Annotated in this window: 15 protein-coding genes and 1 tRNA gene; 7 read left to right on the top strand and 9 right to left on the bottom strand. The window is 64.1% G+C overall.

The window, feature by feature from the left end; all coding sequences use genetic code 11:
* Nucleotides 1-179 precede the first annotated feature (179 nt).
* Nucleotides 180-251 (bottom strand) — tRNA-Thr (locus GLL_RS12630).
* Nucleotides 252-471: 220 nt separating this feature from the next.
* Between GLL_RS12630 and GLL_RS12635 the strand changes: the two genes are divergently transcribed.
* The 7 genes from GLL_RS12635 (at nucleotide 472) to mnmE (ending at nucleotide 7,221) form a co-directional block, all read left to right on the top strand.
* Nucleotides 472-1,779, top strand: coding sequence for an alkaline phosphatase PhoX (locus GLL_RS12635; RefSeq protein ID WP_011142441.1), 1,308 nt, complete (start codon nucleotides 472-474; stop codon nucleotides 1,777-1,779).
* A 191-nt stretch (nucleotides 1,780-1,970) separates the two neighbouring features.
* Nucleotides 1,971-2,648, top strand: coding sequence for an alkaline phosphatase PhoX (locus GLL_RS12640; protein ID WP_231848224.1), 678 nt, complete (start codon nucleotides 1,971-1,973; stop codon nucleotides 2,646-2,648).
* Between the two features lie 117 nt (nucleotides 2,649-2,765).
* Nucleotides 2,766-3,710: an adenosylcobinamide-phosphate synthase CbiB gene (cbiB, locus tag GLL_RS12645; protein ID WP_011142443.1), complete on the top strand. Its 945-nt coding sequence runs from the start codon at nucleotides 2,766-2,768 to the stop codon at nucleotides 3,708-3,710.
* The gene (locus tag GLL_RS12650; protein ID WP_011142444.1) at nucleotides 3,703-3,981 is read left to right on the top strand and encodes a YciI family protein; all 279 of its coding nucleotides are present in this window, start codon (nucleotides 3,703-3,705) and stop codon (nucleotides 3,979-3,981) included. The genes cbiB and GLL_RS12650 overlap by 8 nt, the downstream gene beginning before the upstream one ends.
* Nucleotides 3,982-3,998: 17 nt before the next feature.
* The gene (locus tag GLL_RS12655; protein WP_164929014.1) at nucleotides 3,999-4,967 is read left to right on the top strand and encodes an NAD-dependent epimerase/dehydratase family protein; all 969 of its coding nucleotides are present in this window, start codon (nucleotides 3,999-4,001) and stop codon (nucleotides 4,965-4,967) included.
* Nucleotides 4,964-5,833: a tyrosine-type recombinase/integrase gene (locus GLL_RS12660; protein WP_011142446.1), complete on the top strand. Its 870-nt coding sequence runs from the start codon at nucleotides 4,964-4,966 to the stop codon at nucleotides 5,831-5,833. The genes GLL_RS12655 and GLL_RS12660 overlap by 4 nt, the downstream gene beginning before the upstream one ends.
* Before the next feature lie 26 nt (nucleotides 5,834-5,859).
* Nucleotides 5,860-7,221 (top strand): tRNA uridine-5-carboxymethylaminomethyl(34) synthesis GTPase MnmE, encoded by a 1,362-nt coding sequence (gene mnmE / locus GLL_RS12665; protein ID WP_011142447.1) that lies wholly within the window; start codon nucleotides 5,860-5,862, stop codon nucleotides 7,219-7,221.
* Nucleotides 7,222-7,236: 15 nt separating this feature from the next.
* Here the strand turns inward: mnmE and GLL_RS12670 are convergent, their stop codons facing one another.
* The 8 genes from GLL_RS12670 to GLL_RS12705 all read right to left on the bottom strand — a co-directional run bounded on the left by GLL_RS12670 (nucleotide 7,237) and on the right by GLL_RS12705 (nucleotide 15,754).
* Nucleotides 7,237-7,947 (bottom strand): hypothetical protein, encoded by a 711-nt coding sequence (locus tag GLL_RS12670; protein WP_164929015.1) that lies wholly within the window; start codon nucleotides 7,945-7,947, stop codon nucleotides 7,237-7,239.
* 91 nt (nucleotides 7,948-8,038) lie between these two features.
* Nucleotides 8,039-8,182, bottom strand: coding sequence for a hypothetical protein (locus GLL_RS12675; protein WP_164929016.1), 144 nt, complete (start codon nucleotides 8,180-8,182; stop codon nucleotides 8,039-8,041).
* Nucleotides 8,183-8,200: 18 nt separating this feature from the next.
* The gene (locus GLL_RS12680; protein ID WP_164929017.1) at nucleotides 8,201-9,436 is read right to left on the bottom strand and encodes an efflux RND transporter periplasmic adaptor subunit; all 1,236 of its coding nucleotides are present in this window, start codon (nucleotides 9,434-9,436) and stop codon (nucleotides 8,201-8,203) included.
* Nucleotides 9,433-10,734 carry a TolC family protein gene (locus GLL_RS12685; protein ID WP_011142450.1) on the bottom strand — a complete coding sequence of 434 codons (1,302 nt, stop codon included), beginning with the start codon at nucleotides 10,732-10,734 and terminating at the stop codon, nucleotides 9,433-9,435. Before GLL_RS12685 ends, GLL_RS12680 begins: the two co-directional genes overlap by 4 nt.
* Before the next feature lie 79 nt (nucleotides 10,735-10,813).
* Nucleotides 10,814-11,095: a hypothetical protein gene (locus tag GLL_RS12690; protein WP_164929018.1), complete on the bottom strand. Its 282-nt coding sequence runs from the start codon at nucleotides 11,093-11,095 to the stop codon at nucleotides 10,814-10,816.
* Nucleotides 11,096-11,197: 102 nt separating this feature from the next.
* Complete coding sequence (locus GLL_RS12695) at nucleotides 11,198-12,760, bottom strand: hypothetical protein (RefSeq protein ID WP_193345468.1); 1,563 nt, start codon at nucleotides 12,758-12,760, stop codon at nucleotides 11,198-11,200.
* Between the two features lie 207 nt (nucleotides 12,761-12,967).
* Nucleotides 12,968-14,542 carry a hypothetical protein gene (locus GLL_RS12700; RefSeq protein WP_193345469.1) on the bottom strand — a complete coding sequence of 525 codons (1,575 nt, stop codon included), beginning with the start codon at nucleotides 14,540-14,542 and terminating at the stop codon, nucleotides 12,968-12,970.
* Nucleotides 14,543-14,767: 225 nt separating this feature from the next.
* Nucleotides 14,768-15,754 carry a hypothetical protein gene (locus GLL_RS12705; RefSeq protein WP_164929019.1) on the bottom strand — a complete coding sequence of 329 codons (987 nt, stop codon included), beginning with the start codon at nucleotides 15,752-15,754 and terminating at the stop codon, nucleotides 14,768-14,770.
* Between the last annotated feature and the right edge of the window lie 43 nt (nucleotides 15,755-15,797).

The following is a 15,797-nucleotide window of genomic DNA, read 5'->3' on the forward strand; positions in this document are numbered from 1 at the left end:
CGATGCTGAGCAACTGGAGCAGTTGATCGACACGGCGATCGCTTCCGCGGATCTGGCGGATTTCGAGGCATGGATTTCAGATCCAGAATAGGCAGCACGCTTGTGCAACCACATCGGCGGGTTATCGAGTGCCTCTGGAGCCTCAGCCAGGATCTCCTCCAGCACCACATTTTCGCTCAAGCCGATGGCGAGATTCGAACTCGCGACCGTTCGATTACGAATCGAATGCGCTACCACTGCGCCACATCGGCACGTCGCTGATCATAACCCACCCACGCATTATCGGACCATGACCGCCTCGATCCGGGATGGGGGAGAGCGGACCACCTGCCATTTGTCAAGCGCTCCGAATATTAAGCGATGACACGGAATAACGTTCGTAATTAATGCGGCCTTAACGGGGGATTATCCGGGAATTTACGCAAGCGGTTTACCGTGCTATCGCAACCCATGCGAGGCGTAATTTACACCATGGCTTTTTCGAGACGTCAATTTATGATGCGCACGGGCATCCTGGGTCTGGCCGCCGCCGCCCCACTGCAAGCGCTTTACAGCCGTGCCGCCGCCGGTCAGACGGTGCGTGGCGTCGGCTACGGTCCGCTGATTCCCGACCCGGCCGGCATCCTGGATCTGCCCCGAGGATTTAAGTATGTCGCTTTTTCCAAGACCGGTGAAACCATGAGCGACGGCACCCCGGTGCCCGGTGCCCACGACGGCATGGCCGCCTTCGCCGGCCCCAACGGTGCCATCATCCTGATTCGCAACCACGAACTGAGCCCGGACTCCGACACGGCGACCATCGCCCCGGCCACTAAGCTCTACGACTCGCTCTCCAAGGGCGGTACCACCACGCTGGTGGTCGGCCCCGGTCCCGAGCGTAAGCTGCTCAAGCACTATGTTTCGCTCGCAGGCACCTACCGCAACTGCGCGGGCGGCCCCACCCCCTGGGGTTCGTGGATCAGCTGCGAGGAAAACACCTCCACCCCGGCCAACGACACCAGCGTCCGGGTTCCCCACGGCTATAACTTCGAAGTGCCGATTCTGGCCCGCGGCCCCGTCAACCCGGTGCCCCTCAAGGCGATGGGCCGCTTCAACCACGAGGCGGTCGCCGTCGATCCGAAGACCGGCATCGTCTACGAGACCGAGGATAACGGCGAAGGCCTGTTCTACCGCTTCCTGCCCAACCGTCCCGGCCGTTTGACCGAAGGCGGCGTGCTGCAGGCTCTGCGCATCGTCGGCATGCCCCAGGCGATCACCAAGTCCGGTTTCCCGCTCAACACCCCGATGGCCGCCGACTGGGTGACCATCGAGGACTTCGACCCGGTCGAAGACACCGTCGCCATCGAAGGCTTCGCCAAGGGTGCCGCCCAGTTCTCGCGCGGCGAAGGCATCTGGTACGGCAACGGTGAATTTTACTTCACCTGCACCGACGGCGGTGCTTCTGAAGAGGGTCAAGTCTGGCGCTACGTGCCGGGTGCGTCGGCGGACGAAGGCGGCACGATCGAACTGTTCGTGGAGCCCAACGATCCCGAAGTGCTCGACAACCCCGACAACATCGTGGTCACCCCCTTCGGTGATTTGTTCTTGATGGAAGACGGCGACGCCACCCAGTACGTTGTCGGAGTCAACCCCGAGGGCCAACTCTACCAGTTCGCCCGCAACGCGCTCAACGAAAACGAATTTGCCGGCGGCTGCTTCTCGCCCGATGGCAAGACGTTCTTCGTCAACATCCAGACCCCCGGCATCACCTTCGCCGTCTGGGGACCCTGGTCCAGCTAAGACCCTCTAGGAAAGCGATGCGCCTGGCCGGTGGGGCAAACTGCCCCGCCGGCTTTTGATGAGGGTTCCCTGACTTCATCATCTTGCCTTAATGTCGCGATAGCCTTGGGTTTACACAACCTCTTTACGGTGTTGACGCTACTCACGCGAGGCGGTTGTGACGATGGCTTTTTCAAGTGGCCAAGGGTCCGGTGGACCCGGTGCCCCTCAAGGCGATGGGCCGCTTCACCCACGAGGCGGCGGTGGTGGACCCCAAGACCGGCATCGTCTACATGACCGAGGACATGGACACGGGTTTGTTTTACCGCTTCGTGCCCAAACAGCCGGGACGGTTGCGCGCAGGGGGTACCCTTGAGGCCCTGCGCATCCCTTCGATGCCCAAGGCGTATACCGGCAAAGATTTTCCGCTCAATACGCCCATGGCGGTCGATTGGGTGACGATCGAAGATTTTGACCCGGTGGATGACACGGTGCGCGTCGAAGGCTTCGACAAAGGGGCGGCGATCTTTGCCGGGGGCGAAGGGGCCTGTTTTGCAAAAGGCGAGGTGTTCTTCAGCGCCAGCAACGGCGGCAGCGCCGAGTTGGGCCAGATCTGGCGCCACACGCCGGGGCGCAATGCCGCAGAAGGCGGCACGCTCGAACTGTTTGTCGAACCGAACGACGACGCGCTTCTCGATGGACCGGACAACATCGTGCTGGCTCCTTTTGGGGATCTGTTCGTCTGCGAGGATGGCGAAGGCACCGAGTTCGTGCGGGGGATCACCCCCGAAGGCAAGCTCTACTCCTTCGCCCGCAATGCCCTCAACGGTTTTGAGTTCACGGGCGCTTCTTTTTCGCCGGACGGCAAGACCTTCTTCGTCAACATCTAGATCCCGGGGATGACCTTCGCCATCTGGGGTCCCTGGTTGCGCTAGGGGCGGATGGAAAGTGGGTGCGGCCATCGCATCGGGCATACTGGACGGGGTTTGTTTTCACACAGTCCGCCCATGCCCTCCGCCCTGGTCTTTGGCTGCGCCTTTTTGCTCGACGGGCTGCTGGGCGATCCGCCCCGCCTCTACCACCCGGTGCAGGCGATGGGAGCGGTGATTGCCTCGGTCCAGCGTTGGGGACTGTCTCGCATCCAATCCCCGGGCGGTCGCCGCCTTCTGGGGGTGGGGCTCACGGTGGGGCTCGCCGGGGGCAGTGCGGCGGGTGGCTGGGCGCTGATCGTCCTGGCGGCAGACATTCAGCCCTGGTTGGGGGGGGTGGTCGAAGTGGTGCTGATGGCGGCGTGCTTTGCCACGCGCAGTCTGGCGGAGGCGGCCGGAGCCGTGGCAATCGCCCTTGCCGCCGGGGATCTGCCCACGGCGCGACGGGTTTTGTCGCGCTACGTAGGGCGCGATACCGAGGATCTGGGCGAGGCCGAAATCGCCCGGGCGGTGGTGGAGACGGTGGCTGAGAATACCACGGACGGGGTGACCGCTCCGCTTTTTTACGCCGCCCTGGGCGGAGCGCCCCTGGCCCTAGCCTTCAAGGCGGTGAGCACCCTCGATTCGATGATCGGTTACCGCGATGAGCCCTACACCCACTTCGGCTGGTTCGCCGCGCGCAGCGACGACTGGCTCAACTGGATGCCGGCGAGGCTCACCGCCCTGACGGTCGCCATACTCTCGGGCCGCCCCGGCCGGGTCATCGCGATCGTGCGCCGCGACGCCCACCGCGATCCGAGCCCCAACTCGGGGGTGAGCATCGCGGCCTACGCGGGTGCTCTGGATATACAACTGGGCGGCTTGAACCGTTACCGGGGCATTATAAAGAAGAAACCGACCCTGGGCGATGCGCACTTGCCCCTGGACCCCCAGACGATTCGGCGCTCCGTCGGACTGCTATGGCGAACGGCGGCGGTGTGGGCCGGGGTGAGCGTGGTGTTGTTGGTGGTAGCGCATGGGTAGAGCGTTGTTTGTCAAAATCGAGCGCGGTGTGGTCCCCAAGGAAATTTTCGACCGCTCTGTGTCCGCCCATATCGAATACGTGCGCGCCCTGCGCTCAGAAGGGCGGCGGGTCGAGACGGGCTACTGGGCCGAGCGCGGCGGCGGCATGATGATCTTCGAGGCCGATTCGCTGGAGGAAGCCCGGGCAATCGTGGCGGGCGACCCGCTGGTGCGCGACGGCTGCGTCGAATTCGAGTTGCACCAGTGGTGCTGTGTGACCGCCGACACCTGAGCGGTTATGGTGGCTGCATGCGGAGCTTGATTACCGGTGCTTCGGGATTTATCGGCAAACGGCTCGCGCTTCGCCTGCTGGGCGAAGGACGCGGGGTGATCTACCTGGGCCGCCGTCCCGTCGCTGAACTCGACCGGCAGGGTGCCAAGTTTGTGCAGGGCGATATTGCCGACAAAGCCGCCGTCGATAGGGCAATGACCGGGGTGCAACGGGTGTTTCACCTGGCGGCCTGGTTTGAATTCGGCATCGACGACCCTGAGAAGATGGAGCGCATCAACGTCGGGGGCACGCGCAACGTGCTGGTATCCGCCCTGGAGCATGGTATGGAGCGGGTGGTGTATTCAAGCACCACGGGTATATACCACCCGACCCAAGGGGTCGTCGATGAACGCTCGCCTGTGAGCGCTGCACCCGTCACCCATTACACCCGCACCAAGGTGGCGGCCCACGCTGCGGCGGTCGAGTTATATTCTCGGGGTTGTCCGGTGGTGGTTGCCCTGCCGGGTTATGTCTATGGCCCCGACAGCGACGGTCCCTTCGGCGGCAGCCTCCGGCAACTTCTGGCCGGCCAGATCCCGGCTCTGGTGGGGGCCGAGCAGCGCTCCAGCTACGTCCACGTCGACGACGTGGTCGAAGGACTGTTGCTTGCCGAGCAACACGGCACCCTCGGGGAGACGTATATCCTGGCGGGCGAGGTGATGAGCTTTCGCGAGTGGTACCGCCTGGTGGCCGAGGTGAGCGGCACGCCGGTCCCGAGCCTGGAACTGCCGCCCTGGCTGCTCTACCCGGTGGCGGCGGTCTCGGAGTGGCTGGGCAAACTGGGTGGGCGGCCTTCGATCGTCTCGCGCGAGGTGCTCGATTATCTGCAGGGCGACATGACCGCCTCGGGAGCCAGGGCCGCAAAAGAACTGGGCTGGCAATCGCGGCCTTTGCGTCCGGCGATAGCCGAAACCATCCGCTGGTACCAGGAGCACCCGGCGGGATGAATCTGCGCGATGCTGTCGAGCACTGGCTCGATCATCTGATTGCCGCACGTTCCCTGGCGGGCAACACCCTCAAAGCCTACCAGCGCGATCTCGAAGAGTTCGCCCGCTTTGTGGAGAGCGAGCACCTCGACTGGCAGACCTTTGGAGCCACAGGCACCCACCACTTCGCCCAGATTCTGCAAAAAACGCATACTCCGCGCTCGGCGGCGCGCAAGCTTTCGGCCCTGCGCACTTTTTATCGCCACGCCCTGGTGCAGGGCTGGGCAGGGGGCGTGCCTCCCGCCTGCACCCGCACCCTGCCGTCCGCCGAGCGCGGCCTGCCGCGCATCCTGAGCGTCGCTCAAACCGAAAAGCTCATCGAGAGCGCGGCTTCGCCACTGGAATCGGCGGTGCTCGAATTGCTCTACGCCACCGGGCTCAAAGCGGGGGAGCTGTGCGAATTGCGGGTGCGGGATGTGGCTTTTGCCGAAGCTTATCTAAGCGTCCAACCGGCCGCTTCCCAGCCGCGGGTGGTACCGGTGGGAGAACCAGCCCTGGCCGCTGTCGAAGCTTATCTGGGGAGCGAACCTGTCCTGCCCGAGCGCTGGTTGTTCGTGGGTCGCCAGAATCGCCCCCTTAACCGATTCCACATCTACCGGATCGTGCGGGAGGCGGCGGCGCGCTCGGCGATCGACTGGCCGGTTACCCCCGACACCCTGCGCCACAGTTTTGCTGTGCATCTGCTTGAGGGCGGCGCGGATCTGGCTACCGTCCGCGAACTTTTGGGCCACGCGAGCCTTGCAACCACCGGAATCTACACCCGCCTCGCCCGCAATTACGCAGTCGGCCGTCCGCGGGCCGACAGTACGCCAAACCATCCCGGATAATCGAAGCACAACGACCCACAAAACCCTTGTCCGACACCATCTGCGCCATCGCCACCGCCATCGTCCCCCAGCAAGGCAGCGTCGGGATCGTGCGTTTGTCGGGCAGTGAGGCGCTCGCCCTCGCCAAACGGGTCTTTCGATTGCGCGGCAAACAAGCTTTCGAGAGCCACCGCATCCACTACGGCCACTTTCTGGACGCCGATGGCGGCATTCTCGACGAGTGCCTGGTGCTATATATGCAAGCGCCGCGCTCCTTCACCCGCGAGGATGTGGTTGAATTTCACTGCCACGGCGGGATCGCTGTCATCCAGCAGATTTTGCGCCGCTGCGTCGAACTGGGAGCGCGTCTGGCCCGGCCCGGCGAATTTACCCTGCGGGCCTTTTTGAACGGCCGCATCGACCTTACCGAAGCGGAGGCGGTGGCGGAACTGGTCTCGGCCCGCTCGCCGGAGGCGGCCCGGCTCGCGGTTGGGGGACTGGCGGGCAAACTGGCGGGTGAAGTGCGCCAACTGCGATCCGGTTGCCTTGACTTGCTGGCTGAACTGGAAGCTCGGCTGGATTTTGAAGACGACCTTCCGCCGCTCGATACCGGGGCGGTGCGCGCCAATATCGGCCAGAGCCTCGCACATGCCCGGAGGCTGATGGCCACCAGCACCCGGGGCGAACTGCTGCGCACGGGCCTCAAAGTCGCCATCGTCGGGAGACCCAACGTCGGCAAATCGAGCTTGCTCAACGCCTGGAGCCGCACCGACCGGGCGATTGTGACCGATTTACCCGGCACCACCCGCGACGTGGTCGAATCGATGCTGAATGTCCAGGGCATTCCGGTGCAGGTGCTCGATACGGCCGGTATCCGCGAGGCCACCGACACCGTCGAGCGCATCGGCATCGAGCGCTCCCACGCCGCCGCCCGGGAGGCGGATCTGGTGCTGCTGGTCATCGATCGCACCGAGGGATGGACCTGTGCCGACAGCGACATTTTTGCCCAGGTGCGCGAGCGACCGGTGATCGTCGTCGTCAACAAATCGGATTTAGAGGGTCCGCCGGTCTACACCCCGTCGCGGGGGGTGCTGGCGACAGTGCCCACCGCCGCTCCCGTGGGCGACGGGATCGACGCGCTCGAAGGGGCGATCCTGGCTGCTTTGGGCCAAGAAGCATTTTCTGTGGCCGACGGCGATTTTGCCGTCAACGAGCGGCAGTATGAAGCGCTCGTGCGCGCCGAAGTGGCCCTGGTGCGGGTGGTGGAGACCGTGGAGGCGGCTCTGCCCATTGACTTTTGGACCATCGATCTGCGCGCCGCCGCCCATGCCCTCGGCGAAGTGACCGGCGAATCGGTCACCGAGGCGGTGCTTGAGCGCATCTTCAGCAAATTCTGCATCGGCAAGTAAATTCCCCAGTGGCGCTCAACGCTCTGAACTACCCGGAAATTCTGCAACAGTTCTGCCGGTGCGCACGGCCCGATCGAGCACCCGCAACGGTGCCACGGCAACCGCCACACAGCGGGTGTCGACGGCTTCCTCACGGCATTCGGCCGGAAAAGGAACGTGGCACAGGTGCCGCTCGCTCGACATGAGATTGCATTGGCCTGCGTCGCTGTGGGCGAAGCCGAGGGCGTGGCCGACGGCGTGCATCAAGGCCGTGCGCAGGGCGAATTGGTCGGACGGAGCACCTGAGCGCAAGAGCACCAGCTCGATAAGCCCGGAACGACGGTAGCGGCCGATAACCGTCTCGACCAGCCCCGCAGCGGCGGCAAGCGGCGGTTGGTGGACGATCTCGACCACCAGTTGCGCCTGCGCCCGGTTTTTCACAAAAGTAAACAGCCCCGCCCCCAGCAACAACCCGGCCTGCGACTCTGCCACCTGCTTGCGCAAAATCACCAAGACCTGTTCGGCAGAACCTTTGCTGGGGGCTGCAAGCACCACGCTCACCCAGTCAAGAAATCCCTGCCGCAGCGTCGCCAGGGTCGATTCAGAAAGCGCCTCGCCCGGATGATCGGCAAAGGCCGCGTGGCGAGCCTGCGGTTCGATGTACACCTGTACCGGAAACCCGCTGCGTTCCCCTGCCGCAACAGACGGCGCCGAACCCAACCAGAGCGCCAGCAACAGCGCTGCCACTCGCTGAAGTGGCGATAAAACCCTACCGGTGATGCCCATGGCCAAGCCCGAAGGACACCCGATTGTAGCCGCAACCGGGTGCGAACCCAGCTCAAATCAGATAGTACATTTTGTTGAGAACAGTAAAGGCCGCCAGGGCGATGAGCAGGACGAAACCGAGCAGTTCGGCGAAGTGCAGGCGCACGGCTTCGCCGAAGTTGGCCGGTTTTTGGTGTTCGTGGGCCGGTTTGCTCATGATGGACCTTCTCACGAATCAGGATTTGAGCATTTCGGATTTGAGGACGAAGCCGCCTTCGACGACGACCGCATCGCCGGGCTTGAGGCCGCCGATCACCTCGACGTATTCGCCGACGCGCGTGCCCAGCTGCACCTCGCGGGGCATAAAGCGCGTCGTCGATTCGCGCAGGAAAACCACTTGCCTGCCGCCCACGTCGTAGAGGGCCTTATCCGGGACGGCCAGTACCTCGCGGCTGGAGCCGCCCAGGTCGACTTCGGCCTGCACGAGCATACCGGGCTTGAGCTTGCGATCGCGGTTGGGGATGACCACGCGCACATCGGCGGCGCGGGTCTGGGGGTCGAGCGCCTCGCCGATGCGCACCACCCGCCCCTGGACCTCGGTATTGCCGAGGCCGCGCACGGTGAAGCGGACGCTGTCGCCCACGTGCAGGCGGCCCAGTTCCGACTGGAAGACCTTGAGCACCACCCAGACTTCCGAAAGATCGGAGATGGTAAAAAGCGCTTCGCCCGGTTGGACCACCTGGCCGACGCGGGCCTTGCGCAGGATAACCTGGCCGTTGACCGAACTTCTCGCCGAAAGGCGCGGGGTGATGTCGTTGCCGCGCTGCAGGCGGTTGATTTCTTCTTCGGTGAGGCCAAAAGCGAGAAGCCGCGCCTTCGCGGCCTCGATTGCCGATTGGGCGCCCGCAAACTCCGATTGGGCGCTCGCCAGTTGGGCCTGGGCTTCCTGCTGTTCCCTTTGGGAGCTGATGCCCCGTCCGGCCAGGTAGGTCTCGCGGTCACTCTGGCGCTTGGCGGCGATCAGCCGCGCCTGGGAAGCGAGCAGACTGGCTTTTGCCGAGAGCAAGTCGGCCTTGGCACCGCCCAGTTCGCTGCTGGTGAGCACTGCGAGCACCTGTCCCTTGCGCACCGAATCGCCGATGTCGACGTTGATTTGCTGCACGCGCGAACCGACCGGCATCGAGACGGTACCGGAGCGGGTAGCCGCCTCCTCGACGGAGGCTGGAAAGACCTTGCGCTCGGAGACGCGCCTGCGGCTGACGGTGGCCACCTGAATCGCCTGGTTGCGCACTGCCTCGGGCGACAGCTCGATAGCTCGCTCGCCTGAGCTTTGGAGGGCCGTCTTGTCTGCCTGGGCGGTATCGGCGGCGGCCGCAGCCTCCTTGGTCTGCTTATCCGCCTCCGCTGTACCGCAGGCGGTGAGCGCAACCGCAGCCAGGGCGGCGGCAAGGAAAATCCGATAGCTTCTCAAAGACGTCCTCCGGTAGCATTTTGCAGCTGGACATAGCTGGTGTACAGATCTGCTTGCGCCTGCAGGAAGGCCGAGCGGGCATTGAGGCCGTCGCGGCGGGCAAGGAGCACTTCGGTCACCCCCGTCTTGCCGGCGCGAAAACCTTCTTCGACTAGTCCCTGGTTGCGCTCGATAGCCGCGATCGTATCACCTGTGTAGGTCTGGAGCACCCGGCGGGCGGCGTTGTAGCGGGCGTAGGCCTCCTCGACCTGGGTGCGCAACTCCAGAGCGCGCTGCTCGCGCAGCGCCGCCGTTTGGGTGCGACGGGCCTCGGCGCTAAAAATAGTGCCCTGGTTGCGGTTGAACAGGTTGATAGGTACGCTCAAGCCCGCCACGACGATATTCTCCGGTCCTTCCCGACGGTAGCTCACCAGCGGCGAGAGGTTCGGCAGGGCCTCCGCCTGGGCAAGCTGCACCTGCGCCTCGCTGCGGCGGCGCTCGGTCTCGGAGGCCAGCAGCACCGGGTTGGCTTCGATGACCAACTGGAAAATGCGCGGCAGTTCCGGTAGTTCGAGCGGAGCGGCGGGCAACGCCGCCTGGGGCTGTACGGAACGCTCGGGCGGCTCGCCGACGGCGACCAGCAAAGCGGCACGGCTCGCCGCCGCTTCTCCTTCTTGCCTTTCGCGTTGGGCGCGTGAGACGGAGAGTTCCACCTGGGCCAGATTGACGGGGATCAAACTGATATCGCCGACTTTGTAGCGCTCCTGCAGCGCGGTGAGCGAGCGGGTCGCCAACTGTTCGCGCTCGACGGCGAGCTTGAGGAGTTGCTCGCTGAGCCAAAATTGCGAATAGAAGGTGCGAACGCGCAGCTCGAGGCGCAGGCGGGCAGCCTGCAACTGGGCCTGCTCCACCTGAAAGCCCAGCAGCGCCACCTGCTCGCGGGCAGCGCGCTTTTCGGGCCGGTCGAGTTCTTGGGCGACGGTGACGCCAAACTGCAAGGCAGACGCATCGGCGAGGGTGTTGAGGCGCGGACCGGCCTCCAGGGACACCCCCGGGTTGAAGCGGCTGGGCAGACGCGAAGTGATCACATCGCCCTGGGCAATGTCGACGCCCGAGCGAAACGAGCGCAACTCCGGCGAGACGCTGGAGGCGCGGTCCACCGCCTCCTCGATGGTGAGCGTCGCGCGACCGGAGAGCACCGGCGGCTCGGGAACCCCCTGGGCCAGCGCCGCCGTCGACAGATAACCGCCTGCCACGCACAGGGCCATCAATACTTCACCCAACCGGCGGTACCGGCGGCTAACCAAACTCTGGATCATTTCAATTGAGCGCAAGTCTATTGATCAATGTACAGTTGCCCTGTTTGTTTTACAAGACTTTACATTTGAGCACTTTTGTTCATGGCTTTTGCGGTGGCTCCGGGGCCGCCGCTTTGTCTTCGCTACCGGGGGGCGGCGTTTGCGGTTGGCTCGGGGTGCCGGGCTGCGGTAGCGGCTTGTGGATGATTTTGACGCCATCCGACTTTTGGGGGGGGGGCAGCTGTTGCACATCGACGGTGCCGGCCGGTGCGACGCTGCCGGCCTCGCCCGGCTTTGGCGTCTGGGCACAGGCGGCCAGTTGGACGCCGAGGAGGGCGGCAAAGGCGGTCCAACCGGCCGCAGAAAAGGAGATTCGACCCATAGATAGCTGCTTTCTGGTGACGATCCCCATTGTCGTGCAAAAAAACAAGCGGCGGACGAACAGCCGTTCATCCGCCGCGGCGATTCCCAGTTGCTCCTCAGGCTAGGGAACCTGGGTCTGGCCGACGAAGGTCTGCCAGAAACCGGAGCCGGTGCGCTTGTACTCGCCGTAGATCCAGATCGAGCGGTTGTCGGGACCGAGGGCGGCGCCGAAGTAGTCGCCCCAGCGCGTACCGGTGTAGGGGGCGCTGCCTGAAACGAGCAGTTTGCTCGATTCAAGCACCCCCAGGGGTGCCGAGTTGAGGCGGCTGGTGTAGCGCGCGCTCGGAAACTCGGAACTGCTCGAACGGCCGAAGACGACGGTCATATTGTTGCTGCTGTCGGTGCGCAGCGCCGGAATGTAGGAGTACGAACCCGACGCTCCGAAGACGATCTGCTGTCGCAACGTCGGCGTGGTGCTGACGTTGGCGATTTCGACGACGTTGATGCAGGCGAAGGTGGTCGAACTGCCCGAGAAGCGGCAGCCGGTGGTCGAGGCGGTCCAGATACTGCCGCCGTTGACCCCGCGCAAAGTGGCATCGAGCAGCCGCGTGTCGAGGGTGTCGATGCGGATGGAAGTGCCCTGCTGCACAGCATCGGGCGGAGTGGAAACCGGCGTGGGCAAAGCTGGAACGGTGCTCACCGTCGTCAAAGTGGCGCTCGGGGGCAGGCCGTTGATTTTGTAGAGCTGGACGCCGTTGTTGCCCCGCAAGCTGACCATGTTGCAGGTGTTGGTGCCGGTGAGCGAATGCACCGGCTGGATGGTGAAGGCCTGACCGGCGCCGCCGCTCAGTTGAATGTTGCCGAAGCGGTTGAAGGAGGTCGTCGCCCCGGCGGTGAGTTGGGATTTATTGAGGGCAACGGCGACTGCGCCGTTGTAGACAAAGGTGAACCCGCCCTGCAAGCGAAAGTCGTTGGCGGTAATCACCAGCTTGTCGTTGCAGACGCCCAGGCCCGGGTAATCGGGCAAATTGCCGTTTTCGGTGACCTGGTAGACAAAGTAGGTGCCGTTGGCGCTCGAGGAGGTGGAGACCGCCACGAACCAGGCTCCGACGTTCGCCTGCTGATCGAAGGCAATCCAGACGGCGAAAAACCGCCCCGAACGGGCGTCGTAGAGCACCTTCGGATCCGACTGGATCTCGAACTGCGGTGGAACTAGAAAGAAACTGCTCGGGTCGATGAGGCCGCTCAAGGGCGAGCCGCTTTTGCTGTAGACCCGCAAGGCCGCGTTGGTGGCAAGCAGCACGTCGCTCGGCCCCACGGCGATATGGGGGTCGGGCGGTTCGATGCCCGACGCGGAGATTCCCTCGAAGCTCTCGATCAAGTTGGCGGCGGCTTCGCTTGTCGGCTCGACCGCATCGGCGGCACCCAGGGCGGCGTCGCTGGAAGCCAGAGGCTTGACGGCGGGCTCAGGAAAACGCGCAAGCGGCCTGCGGATCACCCGCACCTGGGTGCGCTCCCGCGGCGTCGGCAGATCGCGCACATCCACCAGACCCAGGGGCTCGACGCTGGCGGTGGTCCCCTCGGTAGCGGTCTGCGCCTCAGCCGAAGCGCCGGTGAACGTTATGACCGCTGCCGCGGCAGCTGCTGTCAGCGATGTCCCCCGCCTTCGCATGTATTTTTGCATACCCACACCTGACCAGAAATTTACGTGGGTGAGCATACAGTATCTCGATCCCCAAAGTAACGGTGCATGCTCCTGCCGCGATTAAACAGGTCCGATTGTGACACACAAATAAAGGCTCCGAGCCTGGGGGAGCCTTTGTGAATAATTATTGCTGCAGGTCACCCGCGGCCAACCCCTGAAATTCCGCCTCGGGTGACGTGCAGTCGGCTAGGGAACCTGGGTCTGGCCGACGCGGGTGTGCCAGAGGCTGGAGCCGGTGCGCTTGTATTCGCCGTAAATCCAGATCGAGCGGTTGTCGGTCGGATCAAGGGCGGCGCCGAAGTAGTCGCCCCAGCGGGTGCCGGTGTAGGCGGCGCTGCCGCCGATGAGCGGGACGCTCGATTCGAGGGTGTTGAGGGCGGCCGCATCGAGGTGGCTGGTGTAGCGCACGCCCGGAAACTCGGAACTGCCCGAGCGCGAAAAGACGACGGTCATGTTGTTGGCGCTGTCGGTGCGCAGAGCCGGGAAGTAGTAGTAGAGCCCCGAGGCGCCGAAGACAATCTGTTGGCGGCGCGAAGGGGAGCCCCCATCCACGTTCGACAGTTCGACGACGTTGATGCAGGTATAGGTAGTCGAACTGCCCGAGAAGCGGCAGCCGGTGTTCGATGAAGTCCAGATGCTGCCGCCGTTGACTCCCCGGTAGGTGGCATCGAGCAGGCGGGTGTCGCCGGTATCGACCCGGCGGGTGGTGCCGGGTTGGGTCGCATCCACCGGGGTAGTGACGGCCGTGGTCAGCGACGGCACGGTGGTGGAGGTGCTGAGGGTGGCGCTCGGGGGCAGGCCGTTGATTTTGTAGAGCTGGATGCCGTTGGTGCCGCGCAGGCTGACCATATTGCAGCTGCTGGTGCTGGTCAGCGATTGGGCGGGCTGGATAGTAAAGGCCTGACCGGCGCCGCCGCTCAGTTGGATATTGCCGAAGCGGTTGAGCGAGACGCTGCTTCCGGCGGTCAGTTGCGACTTGTTGAGCGCCACGGCCACCGCCCCGGTGAAGCTGAAACCTCCAAAGCCCGCCGGTCGAAAGTCGTTGGCGGTGATCACCAGTTTGTCGCTGCAGATGCCCAGGCCCGGGTAGTCGGGCAGGTTGCCCGTTTCGTTGATCTGGTAGCGAAAGAAGGTGCCCGAGGCGCTCGAAGAAGTGGAGACCGCCACGAACCAGGCGCCCAGGTTGGCCTGCTGGTCGAAGGCAATCCAGACGGCGAAAAACCGCCCCGAAGCAGCGTCGTAGAGCACCTTCGGATCCGACTGGATTTCAAATTGCGACGGCACCCCGAAGAAACTACTTGGGCTGAGCAGGCCGGTGATGGGCGAGCCGCTTTTGTTGTAGACCCGCAGGCCCGCGTTGGTGGCAAGCAATACCTCGCTGGGGCCGACTGCGATGTGCGGATCGGGCGGTTCGAGGTTGGACGCTTCGATGCCTTCGAAGTTGAACAGCAAATTGGCCGCCGCCTCAGAAATCGGCTCGGCCGCCTCGCCCTGGCCGGCAAACGGTACGTCGGCGGTGGCGAGGGGGGCAGGACGTTTCTGGCCTGAAAGTTTAGAAAGGGGTCTGCGGATAATCCGGATCGTTTCGCGCGCCTCGGGTTCGGGAATGGAGCGCACATCGACCATACCCAAAGGTTCGACCGTGGCGGTCGACACGTCGCTTACCCCTTGGGCACGGGCCATGCCGGCGGCTAGCGTCAGTACCAATGCACAGCTCACCACGCCCAGCGCCGCCCTGAACGGTCCGTGTATTTTTTGCATACCCGCTCCTGCTAAATTTTGGCTTGGGAAAGCATACCGCATTCGCTGTTTGTTCGGCACATGAATTTTTTAAAGTAAAGTATGTTTGCTGCCCAAATGCCTGCAAAACAACTGCTCTGTATGAAATGCTACTTTCTTAAGCAAAATCAGGGCGGCATCGGCCGAGACGAAAACACCAGTCAATTTCCCTGTGCAGCTTCGCCGAAAGCGGCTGATCCGGATGCGTCAGCTTTCAGCATCCGCTTCCTCCAGGGAGGCAGAGAGGTTGAGAGTATAAGCGCCTTCCTTGCGGGAATCGCGCTCGATGTGCAGATAGTAAACCCCAGCTTCGAGGGTGCGGCCCAGGGTGTCGCCAAAATCGGTGCGGTCGCTGCGCTCCAGGCGTTCGCCGTTGCGGTCGAGCAGCGAAGCGTGGGCTACCCGTCCTTCGAGCATCAGGTTGAGGCGGCTCTCGGAAGCCAGTTCGAAGCGAAAAAAATCTTCTTCGTCGGCGCTGCCCACCCAGTCTTTGAAGTTTTGCGCCTCACCCAAGATGCCGACATGCGTGGCGGTGCTGAGCGTATCGTCGCCGGGCCGCGAATCGATCGCGCTTGCTGTGAGCATCAGGTTGTAGGTGCCCACGCGCCTGCGGCTGCCGCGCACCCAGGCATAGTAGGTGCCCGCCTTCAAACTGCGGTCGATGGCTACACCGGCGGGGCCGCGCTCGGCGGTGAGGATCTCTTTGCCGCTCGCATCCAGGATGGCGGCGGCGGCGGCGGTGCCGTCCGCGAGCACCTGCACCGTGCTGGGGCCGTTCAGGGTGAAGCGGTAGAAATCCTGACGATCGATGGGGTTGGTCTCGCCGCGGAGGGGCTGTTTGCCGTCAAGATTATCGACGGCGATGGCCGTCGCCAGGCTGTTGCCCTGGCTGTCGGACTGCAGGGCGGCCAGATCCGCTTCGTGCTCTTCGGGCGGTGGTGGCGGCGGTGGCGGAACAACCCCCAGGCGATCCGTCGGCTTTGGGTCGGGCCGAGAACTCGCCTGCAGACCGCCGCCCGTGTCTTCGCAGGTGGCATTGACCACCCGGCACAGTTGCAAAAACACCTGGCCCGCCACCGGCAGTTTGACCAGCGACGGCCCGGCCCAGTTGAGCAATAGACCCAGGCCCACCGTAGCCGTCAGCCCGGTGCCCGCTCGAAACCACAGCTGCTCGTCGATTCGCTTTTTGACCACAGGCTTGTCCACTCCCCCGCGCGGAAGTGCCCGGCGCGCCATT

It is taken from the genome of Gloeobacter violaceus PCC 7421 (assembly GCF_000011385.1).
Lineage (GTDB): Bacteria > Cyanobacteriota > Cyanobacteriia > Gloeobacterales > Gloeobacteraceae > Gloeobacter > Gloeobacter violaceus.